This window comes from Pseudomonas sp. TWI929, assembly GCF_039673335.1.
Taxonomy (GTDB): Bacteria; Pseudomonadota; Gammaproteobacteria; order Pseudomonadales; family Pseudomonadaceae; genus Aquipseudomonas.
In genome coordinates, this window is the sequence record NZ_JBDJLK010000136.1 from 1 (window position 1) to 9,615 (window position 9,615).

At 63.0% G+C, this 9,615-nt stretch carries 11 protein-coding genes and 2 pseudogenes; 7 read left to right on the plus strand and 6 right to left on the minus strand.

Features of this window, described 5'->3' with window-relative positions; all coding sequences use genetic code 11:
• Nucleotides 1-161: 161 nt before the first annotated feature.
• From ABE456_RS27395 to ABE456_RS27405, 3 genes are read left to right on the plus strand one after another with little or no spacing between them, the layout of a single operon-like run.
• The gene (locus tag ABE456_RS27395) at nt 162-728 is read left to right on the plus strand and encodes a YfiR family protein (protein WP_346646721.1); all 567 of its coding nucleotides are present in this window, start codon (nt 162-164) and stop codon (nt 726-728) included.
• The gene (locus ABE456_RS27400) at nt 728-1,996 is read left to right on the plus strand and encodes a diguanylate cyclase (RefSeq protein ID WP_346646722.1); all 1,269 of its coding nucleotides are present in this window, start codon (nt 728-730) and stop codon (nt 1,994-1,996) included. Before ABE456_RS27395 ends, ABE456_RS27400 begins: the two co-directional genes overlap by 1 nt.
• Before the next feature lie 4 nt (nt 1,997-2,000).
• Complete coding sequence (locus ABE456_RS27405; protein WP_346646723.1) at nt 2,001-2,492, plus strand: OmpA family protein; 492 nt, start codon at nt 2,001-2,003, stop codon at nt 2,490-2,492.
• A gap of 117 nt (nt 2,493-2,609) precedes the next feature.
• Here the strand turns inward: ABE456_RS27405 and ABE456_RS27410 are convergent, their stop codons facing one another.
• Entirely contained in the window at nt 2,610-3,560 is a 951-nt protein-coding gene (locus ABE456_RS27410; protein WP_346646724.1) for a LysR family transcriptional regulator, read from the minus strand.
• Nucleotides 3,561-3,692: 132 nt separating this feature from the next.
• Between ABE456_RS27410 and ABE456_RS27415 the strand changes: the two genes are divergently transcribed.
• Together ABE456_RS27415 and mmsB are read left to right on the plus strand one after the other, a co-directional pair.
• Nucleotides 3,693-5,219 (plus strand): CoA-acylating methylmalonate-semialdehyde dehydrogenase, encoded by a 1,527-nt coding sequence (locus ABE456_RS27415; protein WP_346646725.1) that lies wholly within the window; start codon nt 3,693-3,695, stop codon nt 5,217-5,219.
• A gap of 10 nt (nt 5,220-5,229) precedes the next feature.
• Nucleotides 5,230-6,117, plus strand: coding sequence for a 3-hydroxyisobutyrate dehydrogenase (mmsB, locus tag ABE456_RS27420; RefSeq protein WP_346646726.1), 888 nt, complete (start codon nt 5,230-5,232; stop codon nt 6,115-6,117).
• A 209-nt stretch (nt 6,118-6,326) separates the two neighbouring features.
• Here the strand turns inward: mmsB and ABE456_RS27425 are convergent, their stop codons facing one another.
• A complete protein-coding gene (locus ABE456_RS27425; RefSeq protein WP_003258412.1) occupies nt 6,327-6,671 on the minus strand; it encodes a cupin domain-containing protein in 345 nt (114 codons plus the stop codon).
• Nucleotides 6,672-6,937: 266 nt separating this feature from the next.
• On the opposite strand from ABE456_RS27425, the pseudogene ABE456_RS27430 reads away from it, so the two are divergent.
• Nucleotides 6,938-7,102, plus strand: a pseudogene (locus tag ABE456_RS27430) (type II toxin-antitoxin system HicA family toxin); the annotation flags it as partial.
• Nucleotides 7,103-7,116: 14 nt separating this feature from the next.
• A pseudogene (locus ABE456_RS27435) lies at nt 7,117-7,194 on the plus strand (type II toxin-antitoxin system HicB family antitoxin); the annotation flags it as partial.
• A gap of 18 nt (nt 7,195-7,212) precedes the next feature.
• Here the strand turns inward: ABE456_RS27435 and ABE456_RS27440 are convergent.
• The 4 genes from ABE456_RS27440 to ABE456_RS27455 form a co-directional block, all read right to left on the minus strand.
• Entirely contained in the window at nt 7,213-8,145 is a 933-nt protein-coding gene (locus ABE456_RS27440; protein ID WP_137162423.1) for a phosphatidate cytidylyltransferase, read from the minus strand.
• 1 nt (nt 8,146) lies between these two features.
• Nucleotides 8,147-8,770, minus strand: a complete 624-nt coding sequence (locus ABE456_RS27445) for a lysophospholipid acyltransferase family protein (protein ID WP_346646727.1) — start codon at nt 8,768-8,770, stop codon at nt 8,147-8,149.
• Between the two features lie 10 nt (nt 8,771-8,780).
• Entirely contained in the window at nt 8,781-9,212 is a 432-nt protein-coding gene (locus ABE456_RS27450) for a hypothetical protein (RefSeq protein ID WP_346646728.1), read from the minus strand.
• On the minus strand, nt 9,209-9,615 hold a 407-nt coding region (locus ABE456_RS27455; protein WP_346646729.1), incomplete at its 5' end, for a dual specificity protein phosphatase family protein. The genes ABE456_RS27450 and ABE456_RS27455, both read right to left, overlap by 4 nt.

Genomic DNA, 9,615 nt, shown 5'->3' on the forward strand with positions numbered 1-9,615 from the left:
CCATATCAGTGGTGTGGCTGTGCCCCCCCCCTTCCCCCCAACCCCCCCGCTCCCACAGAATTTGCATACGACCCGCGTTCAGCATTCCGCCTCTCATACAACCATACGGCCATGTGCTATCGTTGCGCCGATATCGGAAAGGACTTTAAGAGATCCCCCACATGCACGTGGCCGCAAGGCGAGTGACAAGCTGTACGCTTTCGCTATTGCTGGCCGCCCTGTTCATTTCCGCAGGCCTCGCCCGGGCAGACACCGCCACAACCGCTGCCCAGGCGCAGCAACGCGCCAAGGCCGTCACCCAGGTGGTACTGGGCATCTTCAGCTACGCTCGCTGGCCCGTCGAACCTTCCCCCCTGCGCCTGTGCCTGGTCGGCCCGACCGAGTACGCCGATGACCTGATCAAAGGCCATGTGCAGGAGTCCGGCCGCCCGCTGCAGGTGAAGCGCCTGCTGGCAGACGATACCCAGGTCGCCCAGGCCTGCGATGCCATCTACATCGGCAAGCTCGATCAGGGCCAGCGTGACCGGCTGTTCGAGCGCGTCAGCGGCCACCCGGTACTGAGCATCAGCGAAGCGAACGACCCTTGCACGGTCGGTAGCCTGTTCTGCCTGCGGGTCAGCGACCAGCAGGTGGCTTTTGAGGTCAACCTCGACTCGGTGGCGCGCTCTGGCGTGCGTATTCACCCTAGCGTGCTGCAACTGTCGCGGCGTCGTGCGGTGCAGCCGTGATGCCGGCCCGCAACCGCCGCGTACGCCCGACCCTGCGCTCGGTACTGGGCCGTGGCCACCTCAGCGTCGCCTTGCTCGCCGTGGGCCTGGCCGGCATTTCCCTGACCCTGCTGGGCGTGTTTGCCCTGGGGGCTTATGCCAACCACAACTTGCACCTGATCGCCCGCTCGATCAACTACACCGTCGAAGCGGCAGTAGTGTTCGACGACAGTGCCGCGGCCAATGAATCGCTGGCGCTGATCGCCAGCAACGAGGAAGTCGCAGAGGCCAGGATCTTCAATAACGAGGGCGAGCAGCTGGCGCACTGGCAACGCGCCGATACCGGCATGCTCGCGCAACTGGAAGTGCAGGTTGCCACCGCCTTGCTGGATGAGCCGGTCAACCTGCCGATCATGCACCAGCAGCAAAAGGTCGGGCACATCGAACTGGTCGGCCAGGGGCGCAGCTTGTTGCTGTTCCTGTTCAGCGGGCTGGGCGGCATCCTGGTCTGCACGTTGCTCAGCGCCGTGGCTGCCCAATACCTGTCGCGGCGCCTGTTGGGCGATATCGTCCGGCCATTGCGTGGCTTGGCCAGTGTCGCCCACGCCGCCCGCCGCGAACGTAGCTTTGACCGGCGCGTGCCGGAAGCGCCGATTGCCGAGCTCAACGAACTGGGCAACGACTTCAATGCCTTGCTGGATGAGCTGGAGGTGTGGCACAGCCACCTGCAGAACGAAAACCAGACCCTGGCCCATCAGGCCAGCCATGACAGTTTGACCGGCCTGCCCAACCGCGCCTTTTTCGAAGGGCGCCTGAGCCGCAGCGTGCGTAATGCCGCGCGGCAGCGCGAGCATATGGCGCTACTGTTCCTCGACAGCGACCACTTCAAGCAGATCAACGACACCCTCGGGCATGCCGTGGGCGACGAAGTGCTGATCAGCGTGGCCGACCGCGTGCGCGCCCAGCTGCGCGAACACGACCTGGTGGCGCGCCTGGGCGGCGACGAATTCGCCGTGCTACTGACGCCTTTGCATTCGCGCCAGGACGCCGAGCAGATTGCCGAGAAGATTGTCGCCAGCATGAAGCTGCCGGTGCATCTGGACAGTGGCCGCAGTATCGCTACCTCACTGAGTGTCGGGATTGCCTTTTACCCGGATGACGGCGCTGACCCCGCCAGTCTTCTCAATGCCGCCGATGCGGCGATGTACCAGGCCAAGCGCAAACGCCGTGGCCATTGGCAAGTGGCGCAGACGGAACGGTCCGCCAACGAAATCAAGAACAGGAGTTGAACCCGTGATACAGGCTTTACGTTTCCCGCTTTGGGCCTTGTTGCTCGCCGTGCTGGCATTGACCGGCTGCCAGAGCACACAGCCCAAAGGCCTTACCCCCGAACAGATTGCCGTGCTCCAGCGCGAAGGTTTTACCCCAACCGATGAAGGCTGGGCCTACGACCTGTCCGGCAAGGTGCTATTCGGCAGCGACCTGGACAGCCTCAACGGCCAGAGCCAGGCGATTGTCGAGCGCATTGGCAAGGCGCTGCTTGGCGTTGGTATCCAGGGCGTGCGAGTGGACGGGCATGCCGACTCGTCGGGCAAGGCGGCGTATAACCAGCAGCTGTCAGAGCGCCGCGCGCAGAGCGTGACCAACGCGCTGGTTGGGGTCGGCATGCTGGCGCAGAACATCCAGTCCCGTGGCCTGGGCAGCACCCAGCCAGTAGCGGACAACCGCACCAGCGCCGGGCGTACCGAGAACCGTCGGGTGTCCATTGTGGTTGCGTCCTACTGAGCACCACCTCTCAGGCCACCACATTTCCCCTGTGGGAGCGGGTTCTGCGCATGCCTTGAATCCGGCGCAAATTTTGTGGGAGCTGGCTTGCCTGCGATGGGCTGCGCAGCAGCCCCTTCATTCCTGAGCAAAGCGCATCTCCCGCGTTTCCCCCATCAACAACGGCGCATTCGCCTCGGTCACCCCACGGATGTAATCCCACAACAGGGTAATCCGCTTCAACTTCCTCAAATCCTCCCGGCAATACATCCAGAACTGCCGCGTCACCTCAATCTCTTCCGGCAACACCGTCACCAACCGCGGGTCCTGCGCTGCCAGGAAGCACGGCAAAATCGCCAACCCACGTCCCTGCAAAGCCGCCGTGTATTGCGCAATCACGCTGGTACTGCGCAAGTGCGCGTTGGCGTTGGGAATCAGGTTTGCCAGGTACAGCAGCTCTGAGCTGAACGCCAGGTCATCCACGTAACTGATGAACGGGTGCCTGGCCAAATCCGCCACCTGGCGAATCGGCGCATGGCTGTCCAGGTAATCTTGGGTCGCGTACAGCCGCAAACGGTAATCGCACAGTTTGCAGCACACATAAGGCCCATGCTCCGGCCGTTCCAGGGCAATGACGATGTCCGCCTCGCGCTTGGACAGGCTGATGAAGTGCGGCAGCGGCAGGATATCCACCGATATCGCCGGGTAGGCGTCGACGAAGTGGCTGAGCTGCGGGGTAATGAAGAAGCTGCCAAAGCCCTCGGTGCAGCCCATGCGCACATGCCCCGACAACGCCACGCCCGACCCGGACACCTGCTCGCAAGCCATATGCAGCGTGCTTTCGATCGATTCGGCATAACCGAGCAAGCGCTGGCCCTCGGCGGTGAGGACAAAGCCGTTGGTCCGTGACTTTTCGAACAGCAAGGTACCCAGCGCCCCCTCCAGCGAGCTGATGCGTCGCGACACCGTGGTGTAATCAACACTCAGGCGTTTGGCGGCGCTGCTGGCCTTGCGGGTACGGGCCACTTCAAGGAAGAACTTCAAATCGTCCCAGTTGAGCGCGCTCAAGGATGTGAGGTCTTTTTGCATGATGATCCGGTTTTTTTGTGCGTTCTTGTTGGATGTTTGCACATCTATACTCGAAACAAGCCTCAGGACGCCACCTCGCGTTTGCCCGGCGCTGGCGATCTCGTCCCGACAATAATTCCAAGGAGAACGCAGATGAACGCACCGCAATCCCCTAACCAGACCAAAGTAGAGCAGGTAAAACTGCTGATCGACGGCCAGTGGGTCGAGTCCAAGACCACCGAATGGCGCGATATCGTCAACCCGGCTACCCAAGAGGTGCTGGCGCGCGTGCCGTTCGCCACCGTCGAGGAAGTCGACGCTGCCGTGGCCGCTGCCCACCGCGCTTTCCAGACCTGGCGCGACACCCCTATCGGCGCGCGCATGCGCATCATGCTCAAGCTGCAGGCGCTGATCCGCGAACACACCAAGCGCATTGCTCAGGTGCTCAGCGCCGAGCAGGGCAAAACCATTGCTGACGCCGAAGGCGATATCTTCCGCGGCCTGGAAGTGGTCGAGCACGCTGCCTCCATCGGCACCCTGCAGATGGGCGAGTTCGCCGAGAACGTTGCTGGCGGTGTCGATACCTACACCCTGCGCCAACCGATCGGTGTGTGCGCCGGCATTACCCCATTCAACTTCCCGGCGATGATCCCGCTGTGGATGTTCCCCATGGCCATCGTTTGCGGCAACACCTTCGTGCTCAAGCCGTCCGAGCAGGACCCGCTGTCGACCATGCTGCTGGTCGAGCTGGCGCTGGAAGCCGGTGTACCGGCTGGCGTGCTGAACGTGGTGCACGGTGGCAAGCAAGTGGTGGATGCCATCTGCACCCACCAGGACATCAAGGCGATTTCCTTCGTCGGCTCCACCGAAGTGGGCACCCACGTGTACAACCTCGGCAGCCAGCACGGCAAGCGCGTGCAGTCGATGATGGGCGCCAAGAACCACGCGGTGGTGCTGCCCGATGCCAACCGCACGCAAACCATCAATGCCCTGGTCGGTGCCGCCTTCGGCGCAGCGGGCCAGCGCTGCATGGCCACCTCGGTGGCGGTGCTGGTGGGCAAGGCCCGCGAATGGCTGCCGGATATCAAGGACGCGGCCAGCAAGCTCAAGGTCAATGCCGGCTGCGAGCCTGGCACCGACGTTGGCCCGGTAGTTTCCAAGCGCGCCAAGGAGCGTGTGCTGGGCCTGATCGAAAGCGGCATCAAGGAAGGCGCCAAGCTGGAACTCGACGGCCGTGACGTCACGGTACCGGGTTACGAGCAAGGCAACTTTGTCGGCCCGACCCTGTTCTCGGGCGTAAAAACCGACATGCAGGTGTACACCCAGGAAATCTTCGGCCCAGTGCTGGTCACCCTGGAGGTCGATACCCTCGACGAGGCCATCGCTCTGGTCAACGCCAACCCGTTCGGTAACGGCACCGGCCTGTTCACCCAGAGCGGTGCGGCTGCGCGCAAGTTCCAGAGCGAAATCGACATCGGCCAGGTCGGTATCAACATCCCGATCCCGGTACCGGTACCGTTCTTCAGCTTCACAGGCTCGCGTGGCTCCAAGCTCGGTGACCTCGGCCCGTACGGCAAGCAAGTGGTGCAGTTCTACACTCAAACCAAGACCGTCACCGCCCGCTGGTTCGATGACGACAGCGTCAACGACGGTGTGAACACCACCATCAGCCTGCGCTAAGGAGCACCTCATGCGTATCGCATTCATCGGCCTGGGCAACATGGGTGCGCCCATGGCCCGCAACCTGATCAAGGCCGGGCACCAGCTGAACCTGTTCGACCTGAACAAGGCCGTGCTCGCCGAACTGGCAGAACTGGGCGGGCAAATCAGCCCGTCGCCCAAGGACGCGGCGGCCAACAGCGAGCTGGTGATCACCATGCTGCCAGCCGCAGCCCATGTGCGCAGCGTGTACCTGAACGACGACGGCGTGCTGGCCGGCATTCGCCCAGGCACACCGACCGTGGACTGCAGCACCATCGACCCTCAGACTGCGCGAGATGTGTCCAAGGCCGCGGCAGCCAAGGGCGTGGACATGGGCGACGCGCCAGTGTCCGGTGGCACTGGTGGCGCGGCGGCCGGTACCCTGACCTTCATGGTCGGTGCCAGCACCGAGCTGTTCGCCACCCTCAAGCCAGTACTGGAGCAGATGGGCCGCAACATCGTGCACTGCGGTGAGGTTGGTACCGGGCAGATCGCCAAGATCTGCAACAACCTGCTGCTGGGCATCTCGATGATCGGTGTGTCCGAGGCCATGGCCCTGGGCAACGCGCTGGGCATCGATACCAAGGTGCTGGCCGGCATCATCAACAGTTCGACCGGGCGTTGCTGGAGTTCGGACACCTACAACCCGTGGCCGGGCATCATCGAAACCGCGCCGGCATCGCGTGGCTATACCGGTGGCTTTGGCGCCGAGCTGATGCTCAAGGACCTGGGGCTGGCCACCGAGGCGGCACGCCAGGCGCACCAGCCGGTAATTCTGGGGGCCGTGGCCCAGCAGCTGTACCAGGCCATGAGCCTGCGCGGCGAGGGCGGCAAGGACTTCTCGGCCATCGTCGAGGGTTATCGCAAGAAGGATTGATGCAACAGGTGGACTTCATCGCGGGCCAGGCGGCCTTCCCTCTGTAACTGCGCACCAGAGGGAAGGGTGCCTGATCCGCGATTTTTTTGCCTGTTTCGGCCCTATCGCCGGCAAGCCGGGCTCCCACAGGTATTGCACTGGCCCTTTAAACCAGTGCAGTACCTGTGGGAGCCCGGCTTGCCGGCGATAGGGCCAGTGAAGTCTACAAATCAGGCGAAGACGAAGTACTTGCGCACGGTCTCGACCACTTCCCAGGTGCCTTTCATCCCCGGTTCGATCACGAACACATCACCCGCTTTCAGGTGTTTCGGCTCTTCGCCTTCCGGGGTGATGATGCAGTAGCCATCGAGGAAGTGGCAGAACTCCCACTTTTCATAGTTGACCTCGAACTTGCCCGGGGTGCAGATCCAGGTGCCCATGATCTTGCTGCCGTCGGCCGACAGGTAGGCGTTGAGGTTGACGGTGTGCGGATCGCCGCCGATGCGCTTCCACTTGGTGGCGTCCACGACCGGCGTCGGGCAGGTTTCGCGCAGGACGGTGATGAAATCGGACATGGCACAACTCCTGGTGACTGGCTGAATGACTCGTCACCATAGGGCCATCGGCCGAGCCGCAGTTGCCTGGGCTCGACGTCCAGCTGCCTGCCCGCGCTATGCCAGGGGGTTTACTTTCGAGCCGATTTCCTACGCTTCAGAATAACTCCCGTTACTATGCCTTCCGATCCGCCCACTGGTCATGGGAGATGTGCACAGTGTGTAGTGCGCTTTGTTCTGGTCAAGTCGGTGTGTGTAATACACATCGACTGCCGAAGGAAGAATGAGTGCGCAGTCGTGAGGTCATCCAGCTTTTTGAAGCTGACGGGTGGTATGAGGTCGAGGTGAAGGGCAGTCATCACCCGTTCAGGCACCCGACAAAAAGGGGAAGAGTAACGGTTCCTCATCCCAAGAGTGAGCTGCCCAAGGGCACAGTACGCAGCATCCTGAAACAGGCTGGTTTGGGAAGCGTGATCCCCGCTATGCATCCCGCTCCGGTTTTCTGGCTTCGGCGGCGTTGCGAGAATTGGCGCTTTCACACTGATCAATACGCACGTTTTCGCTAGGCCCACCAGTACCGCACAAAGTGGAAGAACACGGGTGCGGCAAAGCACACCGAATCCATGCGGTCGAGCATGCCGCCATGGCCTTCGATCATGTGCCCCCAGTCCTTCACCCCGCGGTCGCGCTTGATCGCCGACATCACCAGCCCGCCGAAAAAGCCCATGGCGTTGACCGCAAGTGCCATCAACGCGGCCTGCCAGAAGCTGAACGGGGTGATCCAGCACAGCAGGGCGCCAATCAAGGTAGCCAGCGCTACGCCGCCGGCCAGGCCTTCGACGGTCTTGGAGGGTGACAGGTTGGGCGCTACCTTGTGTTTGCCGAACAGCTTGCCGCATACGTACTGCAGCACATCACTGATCTGCACTACCAAAATCAGCCAGGCGATCAGCAGCAGGTTGCGACCTTCATAACCCGGGATATCCAGGGTCATCAAGGCCGGCACCGACGACACGCAGTAGACGGCGATCATCAAGCCCCACTGCACTTTCGAAGCACGTTCGAGAAAACGTGTCGTATCGCCGCCGAAGCTGGCCAGGATGGGTAGCAGCAGGAACAGGTACACCGGGATGAAGATACTGAACAGGCCGTACCAGTCCATGGCGATCAGCACGTATTGGACCGGCAGTGCCACATAGAACGCCGCCACCAGTGCCGGGTAGTCACTGCGCCGGGTCGGGGTGAGGGTCATGAACTCGCGCAGGGCGTAGAACGACACGCCGTAGAACAGCACGATCACGCCGTACTTGCCGAACAGGAAGGCGATGCCGATTACCAGCACCATTACCCACCAGGCGTTGATGCGGGCGTTGAGATTGTCGATCACCGCGTGCGGCGCGGGGCCGGCGCGCCATTTGAGCAGGCGGCCGATCACGCTGGCGAGCAGCAGCAAGGCGCCGATGCCGGCGAACAGGGAAAGGGTGTTGTCGTCCATGTCAGGCATCCTTCGGGGCCAGGTTCAGCAGGGCTTGGCTGGCCCGCTCGAGAAACGCCTGCTTGCTCTCATCGGCCTGCAGGTGCAGGGGTTCGCCAAAGCTCAGCGTGCACAGCAACGGCAAGGGCAGGGCGCGGCCCTTTGGCATCACCCGGTTGAGGTTGGCGATCCACACTGGCACCAGCTCGACTTCAGGGTTGGCTGCCGCCAGGTGATATAACCCGCTCCTGAATGGCATCAATGGTTCGTCGCCCAGGTTGCGTGTGCCCTCCGGGAAGAAGATCAGCGAGTCACCCTGCGCAACGGCTTCAAGGACAGGTTGCAGCGGGCTGACTTGGCCTTCGCTGCGTTGCCGGTCGATCAGCACGCCATTGAATACCTTGCGAATGATGAAATCGCGCAGGCCCGGTTTGGCCCAGTAATCGGCGCCGGCTACCGGGCGGGTGCGCTTGCGCAGTGGTTGCGGCAGCGACGCCCACAGCAGCACGAAGTCACCGTGGCTGCTGTGATTGGCGAAGTACAGGCGCTGCACCGGCAGCGGCGTGCAACCCAGCCACAGGGCGCGGGCGCCGGTGATCAGGCGGGCGGCGGAGGTAATGAGGTAGGCCGTCAGGTTGGCGAGCATGGATTGGTAGTCATCCCTTCAAAGGCAGCATCAGCAGGGTAGCCAAGGCCAGCGTCAGCTGCAGGCCCAGGCAAACTGCCTGGCGGCGCAACAGGCCCAACGCGGCCTGGCTGCGGGCAGACCAGGCGCGGGAATCTGCGGCCTGTGGCTTGAGTTTCAATTCGAACAGAGCACGGTCCAGGGCCTGGGTGTCTGCAGCCAGGTCGCTGCTATCGGCGAGGCGGGCAAACAGTTCTGCATCCACGGCCACACGGATGGCCCAGTACTTGTGCAGCACGCCGAGCACCAGCAGCACGCTGCACAGCAGGCTGGCCAGCGGTTGCAGCGGGGCACCCAGCAAAGGCGCCAAGCCGTAGCCCAGGGCCAGCAGGGTGAGGCCGTCTGAAAGGCGCTCCAGCTGTTTGCCGCGGCCTAGCAAGCTGGCCACCACGAGCAGGTTCATGGTTGTGCGCCTAGCTGTTGCAGGGCCTGGCGGTGCGCGCTGTGCAGGACGACGCCGGGGCGGGCCTTGCGCAGCAGCGCTTCGGCCTGTTGCGCGTCAGTGCAGCGGCCGGTGAGCACCAGCCAGGCGGCTACGGCGCTGGCGCTGCGCGAATAGCCCAGGGCGCAGCAGACCAGTACGGGGCCTTGGGAGCGCAGGCTTTCGATGGCAATGGCGGCCTGGTGCAGCAGGTTGGTGTCTGGCGCTATAAGGTCCAAGGCAGGAAAACACTGGTAGCCAAGGGGGGATGCGATCTGTGTGGGAGCGGCCTTGTGTCGCGAAAGGGCTGCAAAGCAGCCCCCGGATTTCGGCGTCTGTGCATCAATTGCCGGGGCCGCTTCGCGGCCCTTTCGCGACACAAGGC